The organism is Streptomyces europaeiscabiei (assembly GCF_001550375.1).
GTDB lineage: Bacteria > Actinomycetota > Actinomycetes > Streptomycetales > Streptomycetaceae > Streptomyces > Streptomyces europaeiscabiei.
Genome location: NZ_LRTR01000455.1, coordinates 1 through 16563, shown reverse-complemented (window position 1 = coordinate 16563; position 16563 = coordinate 1). Strand labels below are relative to the sequence as shown.

At 70.4% G+C, this 16563-nt stretch carries 14 protein-coding genes; 5 read left to right on the top strand and 9 right to left on the bottom strand.

Translation table 11 applies throughout. The features are described 5' to 3' along the window. Positions 1-182: hypothetical protein (locus AWZ10_RS52960; RefSeq protein WP_208618543.1), on the top strand; the 182-nt coding region annotated here is incomplete at its 5' end. Between the two features lie 72 nt (positions 183-254). After that, entirely contained in the window at positions 255-1463 is a 1209-nt protein-coding gene (gene serB, locus AWZ10_RS22250) for a phosphoserine phosphatase SerB (protein WP_046704931.1), read from the top strand. Between the two features lie 156 nt (positions 1464-1619). On the opposite strand, the gene AWZ10_RS22245 is transcribed toward serB, so the two are convergent. The 4 genes from AWZ10_RS22245 to AWZ10_RS22235 all read right to left on the bottom strand — a co-directional run bounded on the left by AWZ10_RS22245 (position 1620) and on the right by AWZ10_RS22235 (position 4125). After that, positions 1620-2138, bottom strand: a complete 519-nt coding sequence (locus AWZ10_RS22245; RefSeq protein ID WP_046704932.1) for a SixA phosphatase family protein — start codon at positions 2136-2138, stop codon at positions 1620-1622. Between the two features lie 97 nt (positions 2139-2235). Continuing rightward, positions 2236-2451, bottom strand: a complete 216-nt coding sequence (locus tag AWZ10_RS22240) for a hypothetical protein (protein ID WP_060891889.1) — start codon at positions 2449-2451, stop codon at positions 2236-2238. A 155-nt stretch (positions 2452-2606) separates the two neighbouring features. Continuing rightward, complete coding sequence (locus AWZ10_RS55135; RefSeq protein WP_005477623.1) at positions 2607-2723, bottom strand: SGM_5486 family transporter-associated protein; 117 nt, start codon at positions 2721-2723, stop codon at positions 2607-2609. A gap of 49 nt (positions 2724-2772) precedes the next feature. Next, positions 2773-4125, bottom strand: coding sequence for a CynX/NimT family MFS transporter (locus AWZ10_RS22235; protein ID WP_409000784.1), 1353 nt, complete (start codon positions 4123-4125; stop codon positions 2773-2775). Positions 4126-4207: 82 nt separating this feature from the next. Between AWZ10_RS22235 and AWZ10_RS22230 the strand changes: the two genes are divergently transcribed. Then, positions 4208-4903, top strand: a complete 696-nt coding sequence (locus AWZ10_RS22230; protein ID WP_046704935.1) for a FadR/GntR family transcriptional regulator — start codon at positions 4208-4210, stop codon at positions 4901-4903. On the opposite strand, the gene AWZ10_RS22225 is transcribed toward AWZ10_RS22230, so the two are convergent. From AWZ10_RS22225 to AWZ10_RS22205, 5 genes are all read right to left on the bottom strand, one after another. Then, complete coding sequence (locus tag AWZ10_RS22225; RefSeq protein ID WP_046704936.1) at positions 4878-5252, bottom strand: hypothetical protein; 375 nt, start codon at positions 5250-5252, stop codon at positions 4878-4880. The two genes, AWZ10_RS22230 and AWZ10_RS22225, sit on opposite strands and share 26 nt — an antisense overlap. A 181-nt stretch (positions 5253-5433) precedes the next feature. Next, positions 5434-6201 (bottom strand): enoyl-ACP reductase FabI, encoded by a 768-nt coding sequence (gene fabI, locus AWZ10_RS22220; protein ID WP_046704937.1) that lies wholly within the window; start codon positions 6199-6201, stop codon positions 5434-5436. A 5-nt stretch (positions 6202-6206) separates the two neighbouring features. Further along, positions 6207-6911: a 3-oxoacyl-[acyl-carrier-protein] reductase gene (gene fabG / locus AWZ10_RS22215; protein WP_046704938.1), complete on the bottom strand. Its 705-nt coding sequence runs from the start codon at positions 6909-6911 to the stop codon at positions 6207-6209. Between the two features lie 141 nt (positions 6912-7052). Further along, the gene (locus AWZ10_RS22210; RefSeq protein WP_060891887.1) at positions 7053-8591 is read right to left on the bottom strand and encodes a hypothetical protein; all 1539 of its coding nucleotides are present in this window, start codon (positions 8589-8591) and stop codon (positions 7053-7055) included. Then, complete coding sequence (locus tag AWZ10_RS22205; protein ID WP_060891886.1) at positions 8588-13795, bottom strand: hypothetical protein; 5208 nt, start codon at positions 13793-13795, stop codon at positions 8588-8590. The genes AWZ10_RS22210 and AWZ10_RS22205 overlap by 4 nt, the downstream gene beginning before the upstream one ends. A gap of 860 nt (positions 13796-14655) precedes the next feature. Here AWZ10_RS22205 and AWZ10_RS22200 point away from each other — a divergent pair. Together AWZ10_RS22200 and AWZ10_RS22195 are read left to right on the top strand one after the other, a co-directional pair. Further along, positions 14656-16179 (top strand): TldD/PmbA family protein, encoded by a 1524-nt coding sequence (locus AWZ10_RS22200; protein ID WP_060891885.1) that lies wholly within the window; start codon positions 14656-14658, stop codon positions 16177-16179. 82 nt (positions 16180-16261) lie between these two features. Beyond that, a partial coding sequence (locus tag AWZ10_RS22195) for a PmbA/TldA family metallopeptidase (RefSeq protein ID WP_425264503.1) occupies positions 16262-16563 on the top strand: 302 nt, incomplete at its 3' end.

Genomic DNA, 16563 nt, shown 5'->3' with positions numbered 1-16563 from the left:
GGGTCGGGGTCGGGTGCCTGGCCGGCTCCGCCGCCTCCACCGGAGGAGGGGCCGCCACCGCCACCGCCACCGCCTCCTCCGCGAGGGCCCCGGGGGCGTTGAGGCGCCCGATGACGTGGGGTGATCCGAGAGGGCTCTCCGGGGCGTCGTACACGATCCGGGTGCGCTTCAACCGCTGGTAACCCAGTGTTCTCCGTCCGCTGGGCGGACCTCAGGGGCCAAAGGCACGGGGTGCCGGATACGGTTGGCACATCATGAGCGCTTCGCAGACCTCCTCTGACGTCCCCACCATCCTCGTCAAGATCTTCGGCAAGGACCGGCCGGGCATCACCGCCGGGCTGTTCGACACCCTCGCCGCTTACTCCGTCGACGTGGTCGACATCGAGCAGGTCGTCACCCGTGGCCGGATCGTGCTGTGCGCGCTCGTGACCGAGCCGCCCGCCGGGCAGGAGGGCGATCTGAGGGCGACCGTCCACAGCTGGGCGGAGTCGATGAAGATGCAGGCGGAGATCATCTCCGGCCTGGGCGACAACCGGCCCCGTGGCCTCGGCCGCTCCCATGTCACCGTCCTCGGCCACCCGCTGACCGCCGAGTCCACCGCCCGCATCGCCGCCCGGATCACCGCGACCGGCGGCAACATCGACCGTATCTTCCGGCTCGCCAAGTACCCGGTGACGGCGGTGGAGTTCGCGGTCTCCGGCACGGAACCTGAGACGCTGCGGACCGCGCTGGTCACCGAGTCGGTGGCGCTGGGCGTGGATGTGGCCGTGGTCGCGGCGGGACTGCACCGGCGGGCGCAGCGGCTGGTGGTCATGGACGTGGACTCCACGCTCATCCAGGACGAGGTGATCGAGCTCTTCGCCGCGCACGCCGGGTGCGAGAAGGAGGTCGCCGAGGTGACGGAGGCCGCGATGCGCGGCGAGCTGGACTTCGAGCAGTCACTGCACGCGCGCGTGGCACTGCTGGAGGGGCTCGACGCCTCGGTGGTGGAGAAGGTGCGCAGCGAGGTGCGGCTCACGCCGGGGGCGCGCACGCTGATCCGCACGCTGAAGCGGCTCGGCTTCCAAGTCGGTGTCGTCTCGGGTGGGTTCACCCAGGTCACGGACGACCTCAAGGAGCGGTTGGGTCTCGACTTCGCTCAGGCCAACACGCTGGAGATCGTCGACGGCAGGCTCACCGGCAAGGTCGTCGGGGAGATCGTGGACCGCGCGGGCAAGGCACGGCTGCTGCGCCGGTTCGCCGCCGAGGCGGGGGTGCCGCTGTCCCAGACCGTGGCGATCGGCGACGGCGCCAACGACCTCGACATGCTCAACGCCGCCGGCCTCGGCGTCGCCTTCAACGCCAAGCCGGTCGTCCGCGAGGCCGCTCACACCGCGGTGAACTTCCCCTTCCTCGACACCGTGCTGTACCTCCTCGGCGTGACCCGGGAAGAGGTCGAGGCGGCGGACACACACGACGAGTAACCGGGTGTACGACCGGGCGCTGGGCGTGCGACGAGCGGTGCACGCCCTCGTACGCGCGGCGAGGCCCGGCGCCGATGGACGGCAGAGGCCCGGCACCGAAGGGTGCCGGGCCTCTGCCGTGCCGGGTGCCGGTGGGGCTGCGCGGCGCGGCCGGGGTTATTCCGACGGCGCCCAGTAGTCGGCCAGCTTGGTCGCGCCCGGCTCCAGGCTCTTCCAGGCTCCCTCGAAGGAGAGCACGGCGAAGGCGGCGGCCGGGAAGCCGCGGCGGTCCATACGCTCGCGGGCATCTCCCTCGGCGCTGCCGGCGAGGATGTCGGCGAGGCCCTGGATTCCGGGGTTGTGCCCGATCAGGACCACGTTCTGCGCGTCGTCCGGGGTCTCGTTGAGCAGGGCGATCAGCTCGCCGGGCGAGGCCTCGTAGATCCGCTCCTCGTAGACCGTTTTCGGTCGCTCGGGCAGCTCGTGGACGGCGAGCTTCCAGGTCTCGCGGGTTCTGACGGCGGTGGAGCAGAGGGCCAGGTCGAGGGGGATACCGGAGTCGACCAGCTTGCGCCCGGCGACGGCGGCGTCCATGCGGCCCCTGTCGGCGAGCGGCCGCTCGTGGTCGGAGACCTGTGGCCAGTCGGCCTTCGCATGCCGGAAGAGGACGATCCTGCGGGGTTCTGCGACGCTCATGTGTCCCAGCTTCGCACGAAACAGGCCATGGGGCGCAGGGAGTTGAAGTGCGGATACCCGGCACCCGTACAGGTGCTTCCGGTGGGCTGGCCACTCGTCACAGCGCGTGGCTCAGCAGTGCCTGCTGTATGCGCTCCAGGAGATGGCCGATCGCGGGGTCGCCGCTCGCCGCCTGGGCCTGCGCGGGATTCAGGATCAGCAGGAGAAGAGCGACGAAGGCGAGGGCGGGCAGGGCGACCGCCCACCAGGGGAGCCGGATGTCGACGCCGCCCATGGTCGCCGGGTGGGGTCGGGTGTGCGTAGGGGCCGACATGCCGCCTCCGTGGTCTCCGGGTGGTCTGTGGCCCGTCCTCGCTGCCACATCTCGAAGCTACGGAATCCGAGCGCTCCGACCCATCCGGTGATCCACCCACTTCACCCTGAGACTCGCCCCCTAGGGGACGGGGGGTTATCCCCACCCCTCGGCACTCAGGGTGACGCGATGGCCGCGATGATCCCGATGACGACGAAGATGGCGAGGAACGAGCCGAAGACCAGGAGCATCTTCTTCTGGCCGTTCTGGGGGTTCGGGTCGAGCACTGGCATACGCCCAGTCTCGCACCCCCGGCCGCGATGGAGCCCCCGGGGGTGCGGCTCAGCGGGCCGCCTCGTCCTCCACCACCCGGTCGCGGCCGGCCAGGATGCCCGCCACGATCTGCGGGAGCATCAGGGCGGCCATGAGGGCGAGGGGCAGGCCCCAGCCGCCGCTGTGCTGGTAGAGGACACCGACGACGAGCGGGCCGGGGATCGAGATCAGGTAGCCCGTGCTCTGTGCGAAGGCGGACAGCTTGACCACCCCGGCGCCGGTGCGGGCCCGCATGCCGACCATGGTGAGCGCCAGCGGGAAGGAACAGTTGGAGACGCCGATCAGCAGCGCCCACGCCCAGGCTCCCGCCGCCGGGGCGAGGTGGAGGCCGCCGTACCCGAGGAGCCCGCAGACGCCCAGGACGACCACGATCGGCCCCTGGCGGGGCAGCCGGGTGGCGAGCCGGGGGATCACGAAGGCCAGCGGGACGCCCATCACCATCGTGACGGCCAGCAGCAGCCCCGCCGTGCCTGCCGGGACCCCCGCGTCCCGGAAGATCTGCGCCATCCACCCCATCGTGATGTAGGCGGCGGTCGCCTGGAGCCCGAAGAACACGGCGAGCGCCCAGGCGGTGGGGCTCCGGGTGATGCGCGGCGCGGGCCCTGTTTCGCGTACGGGGGCCGCCGCTCCCCCGGCCCGCTCGGCGGAGCGGGCGCCGCGATCCCGTACGAACGGCAGCCACGGCACCACGGCCGCCGCCGCGAGGACCGCCCATACGGCCAGGCCCGCCCGCCAACTCCCGCCCAGGGCCGCGGTCATGGGCACGGTGACGGCCGCGGCGGACGAGGTGCCGAGGGCGAGGGACATGGAGTAGAGGCCCGTCATGGAGCCGACCCGGTCCGGGAACCAGCGCTTGACGATGACCGGCATCAGGACGTTGCTGACGGCGATGCCCATCAGGGCGAGGGCGCTCGCGGCCAGAAAGCCGGCCGTACCGCCGACGTACGGCCGGATCAGCAGACCGCCGGCTATCGCGACCATGCCGGCGCAGACGACGACGGCCGGGCCGAAGCGGCGGGCGAGCCGGGGTGCCATGGCGCCGAAGACGGCGAAGCAGAGCGGTGGTACGGAGGTGAGAAGCCCGGTGACGCTGCCGCTCATGCCGAGCCCGACCCGCACCTCTTCGAGGAGGGCCCCGAGGCTGGTGATGGCGGGACGGAGGTTGAGGGCCGTCAGGACGATGCCCACGACCACCAGGCGCGTCGGCCACGCGCGCGCGTCCCGCGCCGGAGGTCCGGCCTGCGCTTCGACCCGGGTCTGGGCGGATGCGGCGCGATCGGATGCGGCGCGATCGGATGCGGCGCGATGGGATGCGACGCGTTCGGGCGCGACTGTCGGCGTCAGGGTTTCCTCGCTCACCATGACACCCATCATAGAATCATAGGATGATTGGTTGTCCATGGCCCGGTCTCTCCCGGTCGGCCCGTCCGTGCGAAGGTGTGCCATGCCGCTGAGCCATCCCCGCCGATCGGCGCTGTCCGAGCAGGTCATCGCCGCGCTGCGGAACCAGATCACCTCGGGCGAGTGGCCGGTCGGCTCCCGCATCCCCACCGAGCCCGAGCTGGTCGAGCAGTTGGGCGTCGCCCGGAACACGGTCCGCGAGGCCGTCCGCGCGCTCGCGCACAACGGTCTGCTGGACATCCGCCAGGGTTCCGGCACCTACGTCGTCGCGACCAGTGAACTCGCGGGCGTGATGCACCGCCGCTTCGCGGACGCCGACCCGACCCACATCGCCGAGCTGCGCTCCGCCCTGGAGTCGAGCGCCGCGAAGCTGGCCGCCGAGCGCCGCACGGAGAGGGACCTGAAGCAGTTGGACGCGCTCCTGGCCCGGCGTGAGGAGGCGTGGGCGTCGGGGGACGCGGAGGCTTTCGTGACCGCCGACGCGACCTTCCACATGGCGGTCGTGGCCGCGTCCCACAACGACGTCGTGACGACGGTCTACGCGGACCTGGGCGAGGTGCTGCGGGACTGGCTGCGCGGTGACGTGGGTGAGGAGCTGACCCCGGAGACGTACATGGACCACGCCGGGCTCGTGGACGCCATCCGCGCGGGCGACGCGGAAACCGCCGCGGCCGAGGCTGCCGGGTATCCGTTCCACTGCCGTCCGGGACGGGTCAGCTCTCCACCCGCTGGTGGCTGAACCACACCGAGCGGACTTCCTTCCAGCAGCGCCCGGTGAGCCGTACGGTCCGCGCCGGCGCTGTCGCGACCGCGGCGCTGTCGCTGTCGATGTCCCACCACCGCGCGCACTCGATGTGCAGCCGGACGCGGTCGACGGCGACGTAGGGGTTGTAGCAGTGCGCGATCACCTGGGAGCCGGTGACGGTGCTGTGGCAGGCCGCCCCGAACGGATCGGGTTTGTCGTCCACCACTACGCGCGCGTGCCGCTCTCCGGTCTCCACGCGCGCATGCGGTGCCGATTCGGACGGGAGGGTGAGGACGAGAGCCAAGGCGACGACCGCTGGGGCGATGCTGCGGGAGATGCGCACAAGGGGTACCTCCTCGGCCGAGTGGCTGGGTGGTGTACGTCCAGCGTGCGCGGCACCCCGCCCCGGCGGCCCGCCGGATGAGCCGAACGAGTGATGATCCCGGCGCAGAGGAGTACGACGAGGGCGCGCACCCGAATGGATGCGCGCCCTCGTACCGTCGTGGAGCCTTCAGCGGCAGCGCTCACGCGCCGATCGCGTGCAGCCCGCCGTCGACGTGGATGATCTCGCCGGTGGTCTTCGGGAACCAGTCGCTCAGCAGGGCGACGACGCCCTTGCCGGCCGGCTCCGGGTCCTTCAGGTCCCACTCCAGGGGCGAGCGGTCGTCCCACACGGCGGCCAGGTCGCCGAAGCCCGGAATGGACTTGGCGGCCATGGAGGCGAGCGGGCCGGCGGAGACGAGGTTGCAGCGGATGTTCTGCTTGCCCAGGTCGCGGGCGACGTAACGACTGGTGGCCTCCAGCGCGGCCTTGGCCGGGCCCATCCAGTCGTACTGCGGCCAGGCGAACTTCGCGTCGAAGGTGAGGCCGACGACGGAGCCGCCGTTCTGCATCAGCGGCAGGCAGGCCATGGTCAGCGACTTCAGGGAGAACGCCGAGACGTGCATCGCGGTGGCGACGGACTCGAACGGCGTGTTGAGGAAGTTGCCGCCGAGGGCGTCCTGCGGGGCGAAGCCGATGGAGTGGACGACGCCGTCGAGGCCGCCGAGCTCCTCGCCGACGATGTCGGCCAGCCGCCCGAGGTGCTCGTCGTTGGTGACGTCGAGCTCGATGACCTTGGTGGGCTTGGGAAGCTTCCTGGCGATGCGCTCGGTCAGCGTGGGCCGCGGGAACGCGGTCAGGATGATCTCGGCGCCCTGCTCCTGGGCCAGCTTGGCGGTGTGGAAGGCGATGGAGGACTCCATCAGCACACCGGTGATCAGGACGCGCTTGCCCTCGAGAATTCCGCTCATGGTGATCAGTGACCCATTCCCAGTCCGCCGTCTACGGGGATGACGGCTCCAGTGATGTACGAGGCGTCGTCCGAGGCGAGGAACCGCACCGTCGCGGCGATCTCCTCGGGCCGCGCGTAACGGCCGAGCGGCACCTGCTTCACGATGCCCGCGCGCTGCTCGTCGGTGAGCACCTTGGTCATGTCGGTGTCGACGAAGCCGGGGGCGACGACGTTGAAGGTGATGTTGCGCGAGCCCAGCTCACGGGCGAGGGAGCGCGCGAAGCCGACCAGGGCGGCCTTGGAGGCGGCGTAGTTGGCCTGGCCGGGCGAACCGTAGAGGCCCACGACCGAGGAGATGAGGACCACGCGGCCCTTCTTGGCGCGCAGCATGCCGCGGTTGGCGCGCTTGACGACGCGGAAGGTGCCCGTGAGGTTGGTGTCGATGACCGAGGTGAAGTCCTCCTCGGACATGCGCATCAGGAGCTGGTCCTTGGTGACGCCGGCGTTGGCGATCAGGACCTCGACCGGGCCGTGCTGCGCCTCGATCTCCTTGTAGGCCTGCTCCACCTGCTCGGGGTCGGTGATGTCGCACTTGACGGCCAGGAAGCCGGCCGGCGGCTCCCCCGAGCGGTACGTGATGGCGACCTTGTCGCCGGCGTCGGCGAACGCGCGGGCGATGGCGAGGCCGATGCCCCGGTTGCCTCCGGTGACGAGAACCGAGCGGCTCAACGGATCACCCTTTCATTAGCGGTCTGAACGCTTGCCCGCAATGCCTGGACGGCAAGCGCCTTCCCTCGAAACCTATCGGCCCGATTCCGCGGGCGGGCATTGGGGCACCGACAGTGGCTCACCGGACTGGCTGTCGGATCCCTACAGTTTTGCCCACCGCCGGTGGGCGAGCGTTAGCTCTTCACACAGCGCGTCGAGCGTGGCGTCACGGAGCGCGCCCCTGTGGGCAAGGATGTTCCTCGCCTTCACGAGTTCCTTCAGCAGGCGCAGTTCCTCGCCCGGGAGAGCGAGGCTGCCATCGTGACATGCGGAGAGGAGAGCGCCGACCTCCAGTTGTTCGAAGGCCTTGTCCGGGTTCGTCCGGTAGTCGGCAACGGGCCGCTGGGCGTAGGCCTCGACCAAGGCCAGCAGGGGCCGGGTCGCGTAGCGGGCGGCCAGGCGGACGAAATGTTCACGGGTCTCCTCGATCCAGGGGAACACAGCCCGCTGCTGGGCCTGCCCCACGAGAAGGACCAGCTCAGGCGGCGCGTCCGGACCACCATCGGTGTACCAGGCCGCCGGATGGCGGCGCAGCCTGCCTTCCCACGACTGCACCAGGCCCCCGGACCAGGCCGACCGCAGCCTCGAACCGGGACGTCTCCGGGTCCCGGCTTCGAGAGCCGCGTTCGGACAGTCGGCGGCTCGGGTGATTTGCTCGGTGCCGAGGCAGGAGCGCAGGGAGGGGCCGAGTCGGCTGATCCGACCGTCCCAGGCCATGGCCAGCCGATGGGCGAGTTCCAGGTCGAATCCCGCGACCTCGGTGACGACCTCTTCCCGGACTACGGCTCGAACCCGCTGTCCGACGGGGCCGACCGGGCCGCCGGACCGGACCGATGCCACCACCGTCGCCGTGTCGAGGCGTCCGGTCGTGCCCCACCACCAGCGCACCGCCGTCGTCGCGATGTCCCTGTCCAGTTCATCGGTGAGTGCCGTGGAGACATCGCGTACTCGGGCCACAACCAATAGCCGTGGACGCCCCTGGGGCGGCAGGCCGGATTCCTTGACTGCGGCGGTCAGGGAGTGGAAGAGCCGCTGGACGGCGCCGCCCCGGGCACCACCACCGGATACGCCCAAGGCGTGCTGTCGCGGATCGTCCGGTTCCGCCCAGGCCCTCAGGCCTATCACCGGCCGCCAGCGCTGAGCAGGGTCGGTGAGGCGTGCGACAACCTCTCCGGGACCCACGCCCAACTCCTTGCCCAGCCGTTCGAAGACTTCCGGCACGGCCTGCTTTCGCGCGGCCGGGCGCGCGACAGGCGCGGGGCGCGCGTCGGGCCAGCCGATGTCGAAGTCGTCGTCGAAGTCGAGGTCGGGCAGGCCGTCCCACTCCGGTGCCCCGTCCTCCTCCGCGTCCGCCTCCCACTGCAGTTCAGCAGGCCCGCCCGATCGGTCCGCCGCTCCGCTACCGTCGCGGTTCCGCAGTGCGGGCACGGTGAGCACGGTCGGCGACACCACGTCCAGACGGTCGGGTGTGGTGGTGAGCGCGGCCCGGTAAAGCTCTTCCGCCTGCCCCGTCTCGACCAGTCGATCGGGCAGCAGCCAGAGGCAGTTCAGACCCGCCGCCAGTTGGGCGGCGATCTCGTCCAGCTGCGCCCTGACTCCGGGCAGCGCCGTTAGCGCCGGCGCAGGCCGGCCCCTCGTCACACGGTCTCCCCGGCCCGCGCGCGGACAGCCCGGAAGGTGACGGGATCCAGCGCGATACCCCCATCCGTCTCGTCGAGTACGTTGAGCTCGTCCAAGTGGACCAGCCAGTCCCGGGTCTCCTCAGAGCCAAGGCCTGTTGCCGCCTCGACATCGTCGACAGGCACGCCCTGGCCCTCTTCGACGTATTCCGTCCACAGGACGAGCAGGGAGAGGTCCTTGTCGGTCAGACCGGACTTCCTGAGGTGACTGTCCACGTTGGCCTGTTTGGCAGTGATCGTACGGATGTGGTCGAGGGCGTCATCGAGCGTCGCTCCGCGCAGCGAGACGTCGGCGACCGCCACCTCCGTCAGCTGGGGCCATCCAGAGGCAGCGTCCGTCAACCGACGGCGCTCCTCACGCGAGTCGAACGGACATTCGGGCCAGGCTCGCAGCGAGTCTGCGGTCCATCGGCGAGATTGCAGAGTGCGCACGCGCAGCCGCCGCCTCTCGTCGGTTGCGCGCAGGGAACCGACCACTCCGGCGTCGGCCAGAACGAGGACCGACCGGCTCTGCTTGTTCTTACGTCCGTCGTTCTGAGGTACGTGCTTGTCTGCGGCGGGGCCGGCGTGCTCGACACAGAGCCTCAGTCCATCCCCCAGGGCGTCGGCCGGCACGCCCCGCAGGTCGGCGAGGACGACGTGAGCCGTTCGCAGGCGAGCAGCGGCAGCCAGCACGGTTACGAGGTCTTCTTCGCGCTGCGACCTCATCACCTTCACGCCTCGCCCCTCGGCGAACGCGGCGACGGCCTGGAGCACCAGGTCCGGCTGGTGCAGCTCCGTGGTGGACACCACGGACACACCCGGCTGGGCGGCCTCGTGCAGCTGGCCCTCGGTCAGCGGGCTGTAGCGCTGGACACCGCTGCTGCGGTCCCGGCCGAGGATGCGCCGGGCGGCGCGCGGGTTGTAGTCGTAGGGAAGGCCGAACTCGGTCTCGTGCAGCTCGGTCTCCAGTTCCTCCTGGGTGCCGAGCATATTGACGACGTTCGGGCTCCGCACAGCGAAGCGCGCCCGGTCTCCCAGGCGGATCAGCAGCCCGAGTCCCACCATCTCGTTGAGATAGATCTCGGCCTGCTGCACCCCGCACTCCTCAAAGCCCTCCGGCCAGGCGTCCCGGGCGAGGTCGAGGAGTTCCTTGGCGCTGTAGTCGCCCCGGTAGCCGTCCTTCAGGCTCTCCAGCGCGATGAGGAGGGCCAGGACCCGGTAGCGGTCCTCCAGGTTGATGGTGAACCGCAGCCGTTCAGCGATCCGGCGTCGGAGCGTCTCGGATGCGGCGACCTCCTGCACGTCGCTCTCGGAGATGGCCGTGGCGCGGTCCCTGCCGTCGTAGGTCCGCGCGTGCAGGGTGCGGACCAGTTCGCTACAGAAGATCTGCACCAGGTTGGCCTGATAGTTGGTGATGGCAAGGATCCGCCATATCAGCTCTGGCCTCGCGAACACGTAGCCGAGGGCGGCCATGGGTTCGGTGACGAGCCGGAGGGCCGCCTGCTGCTTCAGCGGCCCGACGAGGACATCGGGGCCGCCATGCGCCGTCGAGACGTTGGACAGCGCGCCAAAGCGCTGCACCTGATGGAGTCCCGCGAAAACGATCTTGAAGCGCCGCTCCGAGTGCTCCATGAGCTGCTGAAAGCGCTTGACGTTCGGAAACGTCGACTCACCGCCCGTCCGGAACGTCCGGCGCGAGTCGGCCGTCAGGAACGCATCGGCCTCGTCGGCGAGCACGAGCAATCGCCGTGACTCGTCCGCGTCCAGCCAGTCGGTGAGCCTGCGCGCGACCACATCCGGACCGACCTGCTCCGACACCTTGTTCCCGAAGACTCCCCGGCGCTTGAGCTCGTCCGCGAGGAGGCTCCAGATCTTGTCGGGTGCCTCAGCCTGGCCGATCTCCGCCTTCAGCAGATCGAGGTACACCGCCTCGTAGTCGTCGGAACGGCTCGGGAAGAGCCGGGCCACCCGCCGCAGCAGCGCGGACTTGCCGAGCTGCCGTCCGCCGTAGAGGAAGAGACCGCCGCGCGGGTCCATGACCTCCCGCATCTCCTCGTCCCGGCCGTAGAAGACCTCCGGAGGAACCAGTCCCGCGACGAAAGGCGTGTACGGGTTGTACGCCGCCCACGGCAGAGTGATCCGCTGGAGCGCCCGGAAGCTGCCCGGTGCGCGGGCGGCCATCCAGCCGACCACGGCCGGGTCCACGACAAGAGCCTGCTGGGCGCTGGCCCGGGCCGCGTCAGCCAGCCGACGTCGTCCCTCGACGCCCAGCGGGTGCAGGTAGAGCACGATGTTGGCGTCGACGTCGGCGTCCTCCAAATGGGCGAGCGGGCCGTTCGCGCGCTGTTCCTCCCAGATCAGTTGGACCGTGTACGAGGTGGCCTGGGAGCCCAGCGCGGCGACGTAGCCGGGCCTCTCGGCCACCCTCGCCCGCACCTTGAACCTTCGCACCCCCTGCGTACGGGTCTCCACGACAGGTTGGCCGTTGGGCTCCAGGCCGAGCAGTCGCAGCACCCTCGGGAGATGCTGCTGCCATTCGCTGTTGCGTCCATGCCGCGTGCACAGCGCCTTCCAGGAGCGCAGGCCGAGGTCGGCCGCCTCCGTCAACTGGGCACCCGAGCCGTGGCGGACCGCCCACCAGTCGGCGTCGACACCGTCACCACCCGGCAGCGGAACGCCCGGACCGGTCAGTCCGGCGAGGAACACGGCGAGTTCTTCGCCGTCGTCCTCAGGCCGCTCGGGGAGTTGCTTGCCACCACGGGCCAGGGCCAGAAACTCCTCGGCGGTGACGGTGTCGCCCTCGGTGATGAGCCTGGCGATCCGGTCGTAGTCGGACGGGGCGATACGCAGTTGTTCCAGTTCCTGGCGCTGTCGGCGGGTGTCCTGCTGCACCAGTTGGGACAGTTCCTGTCGCAGTGCTTCGAGCCGGTCCACCGCGTAGCGGTAGCGGCCAGCCTGGTCACCGTCCGCGAACTCCTGCAGTCGCCCGGTGAACTCGCGCTCCTGATCGGGTGCGAGCAGGTTGAGCGTGCGCATCTGGGCGAGCAGGACTGCCGCCTCCGTGTGGCGTCGGCGCACGGTCTCCCGCCAGTTCTCCTGCCCCTGCTGAACTCGCCGCTCAGCACTCTCTCCCCATTCCGCGTCCGGGGACCCGTAACCGGTGGGGTCCTGTCGCGCGGCGTCCACGAGCGCACGCGCCAGGTGTAGGTCGCCCCGGACGAGGTAGCGGCGCAGCGCCTGTTCGGCGTCCGGGGACGCCATGAGCGCTGCCAGGCGACGGGCGGTGCGCAGATCCTGAAGGTCGGGCAGACCGCCGCTGTCGCGCGGCAGTTCGGACAGCGTGAGCAGGCAGTCCGTGGCGGGACGTGGACTGCCGTCCTCCTTGACCTGACGGCTATCAGTACCCGGGGCGGGCAGTTTGCCCTCGAGCCAGCGCTGGAGCAGTTCCAGAGCCGCGCCGCCCACGCCGGGCGGCGATGCCACGTCCCGCAGTCCGCGCCGCGTGGACGCCAGTTCGGGAATGCCCGACTGGGAGAGTCCGGCCGGCTTCAGCAGGCTGGCCGCCACCGCGTCCGCCTTGGTCAGGACGTCCGCCACGGACCGGCAGGCGGCGTGCAGTTGACGCAGGGCGCCCGCGGTTATCGGCTCCTTGGCCTGCTTGGGGGTCCGGAACCGGCTGTCGGTCTGTTCGATCAGTCGGTCGACGTGATCGGGGTTGCGCAAGTGCTCGGCCCGGTCCCGAAAGGCGGTGGCGGGCAGCGGGCCGCCGTCGACCCACTGGATGACGTCGCGCAGGGCCAGGCCGAGCTCTCCACCCGGGCCGACGAGGTCCTGCAGCACACGGGTGGCGCGCTGGTATTTCGTCTTGCGCCGGGAGAGGCTGTTGAGCAACTGCTTCGCCTGCGTGCCGAGTTCCTCTCGCAGGTCGTGGTCCTGCTGCGGGTCGTCGGCGTGGTACACACCCGGGTCGTAGGACCGGCCGTTGCGCACGGCCGCCACAAGGACGGTGAGCAGTTCCTGCCAGGGCTCGGCCAGCCCGGCCGGCGGCGAGAAGTCGCTGACGAGCGCGTGCGGCCAGCAGGCGGTCAACCCCGCGCGCAGGGCGGCGACGCAGGCCACGAGGTGGGCGTCCCGGTCACGGGCGAGCGAGCCCTCGACGATGTCGTGCGTGATCTGTACGGCAGTGGCGTCCGACTCGGTGACGCAGTCGAAGGCTGCCGCGGCGAACGCCAGCGCCCGGGCACGCACGTCGGGTTCGGCGGACGCCTCGGTCATCCAATAGGCCTCGGCCAGGCGGCCTGCTCGGACCAGCACGGCGACCGGTGGCTCCAGCCCCGTCTCCCACGGCGCACGGACCTCCCAGTCCGCGTCCGCGACCGAGGCGGGCCACGGCTCTTGCTCGGGGATCATCTCCAATTGAGCGGAGCCGGAGGCACTCTCCTCACAGGTGTCGGAGAGGGTGTCCGCAGTGCTGGTCGTCGCGGTGTCCGGCGTGTCCGGAGCGGTGCTCCGCGCAGGCTCCTCTGCGAGGACGTCCACGGCCGGGGGTGCCTCGGAGTCGGAGAGGGTGCCGGAAGTCGGCGCGTGCTCGGCGCCCATGGCCGCCTGCGGGTCGGACGCCTCCGGCTCGTCCGCCGAGGACGCTCCGGCCACGGATTTCCGCAGCTCTGGGTCGAGGTACTTGGTCCCGGGTACGACTGCCACCCGCAACGGTTCCTCGGACACGGCGTCCGCCGGTGGCGCTGTGGCACCGTCGCTCGTCCCGACTTCCCCGTCGGTGGTGACCGGCGGGGGCACCACGTCAGGCTCGGCGGGCGACGCGGCAGGCGACGGCGCACGGGCCGCGTCGAGGGGCTCGGCGCCGGGGGTCGCTTCCCCCATACCGTCCCCGACGGTTCTTTCGAGTTCGTCGATCTGCGCCCGTACCCGATTGCGCAGCACGGTGAGCGTCGCGGCCTCGTCCGGATCCATAGCGGCGTCGATAAGAGTGTCGTAGGACCCGGCCCTCTCGCGGAGCGCGGCAAGTTCGGCGCGGGCCTTCTCCAACCGGGCACGCTCGGCGGTCAGCCATGCGTAGTCGGACTCGTGCGACCAGTCCATTCCCTGGTCCGCGCCGCGGTCGGCAGCCCGCTCACGCAAGCCGATCCAGACCTTCATCGCGTCCGCCAGTTCACGTGCTGCCACGGGTCGGCGGCCCGATTCGACCGCGTCAGCGGCGTTTCGTAGTGCGGCGGTCAACTGCCTTCCAGAGTCGACCAGTTGCTCCAGCAGGCCTTCAAGGGTCGAGTCGCGATCCGCGCCGGACGGTGTCACCGCCTCATCGAAAGGCCCTGCATCCTCGGTGCCCTTCGATTCGCCGACCGGTTCGGGACGCCCTACTGCTGTCACGACTCTCCTGAGAATCTCGGCGGGGTTCGACGGGGGCTGCTGATCAGCCGCACGTCGCAGGACGTCCTTATGGTTCTCAGCCATGCGGGCGATCGACGCCTTCCGCATGTCCGGGGAGAGCAGCCCGTACAGGGCGCAGCGGGCGAGCGGAGGCGCAAGGACCCGGAGCATGGTCTCAAGTTGTTCGAGGGTCGGTTCCTCCAACAACTGCGGCGAGCAGCCGTGATCCTCGATGAGGGCCCGGCACGCCCAGACTAAGCCGCAGGAGCCGGCCGACAGCAGCTGAGGCTGTCTCGCTCTGGTAACCCAGACCCGGAAGGTGTTCACATCACGCCGGGTGACCGGCGTACGGTTACGGCCATCGTGACGGCGCCCGCAGGACTGCTGGCGCAGACAGTGATGCGACGTCAAAAAGCTGCGGATTTCGGACTCGTCGAGCGACGAGAGCCAGATACGAAAATCAGTCCCCCACCCCTGCATAGCGACATCATGCCACCCTGTGTTCACGTGGTGAGTCATGCCGGAGGCATTTCCTGTACTGTCCTCCGCCCCACCGGTACACGTTGGCCACGGCAGGATCGATGGTGTCGTGCTTGACTGCGGCTTGTCCGCCTCGCAGACACATGCAGGAACACATCAATAGGGGAGAGCCTCCTGTGGCCCACGGCATCGATCCAACCTTCCTCGCGCTACCCCTACGTGCCCTGGCCGACGCCGCGCTGGCCCGCGCCCGTGCCCTGGGCGCCGACCACGCGGACTTCCGGTTCGAGCGGGTGCGCAGTGCGTCCTGGCGGCTGCGGGACGCGAAGCCGGCCGGGTCGTCGGACACGACGGATCTCGGGTACGCGGTGCGGGTGGTGCACGGCGGGACCTGGGGGTTCGCGTCCGGGGTGGACATGACGATGGACGCCGCGGCGAAGGTCGCCTCCCAGGCCGTGGCGATGGCCAAGCTGTCCGCGCAGGTCATCAAGGCGGCCGGGTCCGACGAGCGGGTCGAGCTGGCGGACGAGCCGGTGCACGCGGAGAAGACCTGGATCTCCGCGTACGGGATCGATCCCTTCAGCGTCCCCGACGAGGAGAAGTCGGCGCTGCTCACGGAGTGGAGCACGCGGCTGCTGGCGGCCGACGGGATCAACCATGTGGACGCCTCGCTGCTCACCGTGCACGAGAACAAGTTCTACGCGGACACCGCCGGGACCGTGACCACCCAGCAGCGCGTACGGCTGCACCCGTCGCTGACCGCCGTGTCGGTCGACGAGTCCAGCGGCGAGTTCGACTCGATGCGGACGCTGGCGCCGCCGGTCGGGCGCGGCTGGGAGTATCTGACCGGCACCGGCTGGGACTGGGACGACGAACTGGCGCGGATCCCGGAGCTGCTCGCCGAGAAGATGCGCGCGCCGAGCGTCGAGGCGGGTGTCTACGACCTGGTCGTCGACCCCTCCAACCTGTGGCTGACCATCCACGAGTCCATCGGCCACGCCACCGAGCTGGACCGCGCGCTCGGCTACGAGGCCGCCTATGCCGGGACCTCCTTCGCCACCTTCGACAAGCTCGGCAAGCTGCGTTACGGCTCCGAGCTGATGAACGTCACCGGTGACCGCACCGCCGAGCACGGCCTGGCGACCATCGGGTACGACGACGAGGGCGTGGCGGGGCAGAGCTGGGACCTCGTCAAGGACGGCACTCTGGTCGGCTACCAGCTCGACCGCCGTATCGCGAAGCTGACCGAGCTGGGCCGCTCCAACGGCTGCGCGTACGCCGACTCCCCCGGGCATGTGCCGGTGCAGCGCATGGCCAACGTGTCGCTGCGGCCGGACCCTGCCGGGATGTCCACCGAGGATCTGATCGGCGGGGTGGAGCGGGGGGTCTATGTCGTCGGGGACCGGTCGTGGTCCATCGACATGCAGCGGTACAACTTCCAGTTCACCGGTCAGCGGTTCTTCAGGATCGAGAACGGGCGGATCACCGGGCAGCTGCGGGACGTCGCCTACCAGGCGACGACGACGGACTTCTGGGGTTCCATGGCGGCCGTGGGCGGGCCGCAGACATACGTCCTGGGCGGTGCCTTCAACTGTGGGAAGGCCCAGCCGGGCCAGGTCGCCGCGGTGTCGCACGGCTGCCCTTCGGCCCTCTTCAAGGGCGTCAACATTCTGAACACGACGCAGGAGGCCGGTCGATGAGCGCTCACCACGGAATCTGCTGGGGGTCCGGGGGTCATCTCCCGGGCGAGCACAGCCTGAACACGACGCAGGAGGCCGGTCGATGAGCGGGCGGAACAACAGCGCGCGGAACAACAAGGCGCACAAGCCGCACGAGATCGTCGAGCGGGCTCTTGAGCTGTCCCGGGCCGACGGCTGTGTGGTGATCGCCGACGAGTACTCGACGGCGAACCTGCGCTGGGCGGGCAACGCGCTGACCACGAACGGGGTCACCCGGGGCCGGTCGGTGACGGTCGTCGCCACCGTCGACGGCAAGGAGGGCACCGCCTCCGGGGTGGTGTCGCGGTCCGCCGTCACCGCCGAGGAGCTGGAGCCGCTGGTGCGGGCCGCCGAGGCCGCCGCGCG